General features: G+C 67.0%; 1 protein-coding gene. It reads left to right on the top strand.

What is annotated here, in order from left to right:
* On the top strand, positions 1 to 327 hold a 327-nt coding region (locus tag AABA86_RS32485), incomplete at both ends, for a family 1 glycosylhydrolase (RefSeq protein ID WP_338309672.1).

Below are 327 nucleotides of genomic sequence, written 5' to 3'. Positions count from 1 at the left end.
CCTCGTCGACGAGCTGCTCGCGAACGGGATCGAGCCTTACGCCACGCTCTATCACTGGGACCTGCCGCAGGCGCTGCAGGATCGCGTCGGCGGCTGGTCGTCGAGCGACACCTCGAAGGCTTTTGCCGACTACGCTGCGCATGTCGCCGCGCGCCTGACCGATCGCGTCAAAAACATTTTTACCGTGAACGAGGTCGGACGCTTCGTGAATTTCGGCTATGGCTGGGGCATCGATGCGCCCGGCCTCAAGCTGCCGGCCGCGCAACTCAACCAGGCCCGCCACCACGTCGCGCTGGCGCACGGGCTCGCCGTGCAGGCGATCCGCGC

This window comes from Bradyrhizobium sp. TM233 (genome assembly GCF_036247965.1).
GTDB classification, from domain to species: domain Bacteria; phylum Pseudomonadota; class Alphaproteobacteria; order Rhizobiales; family Xanthobacteraceae; genus Bradyrhizobium; species Bradyrhizobium ottawaense.
This window is presented reverse-complemented; position numbering and strand designations above follow the sequence as displayed.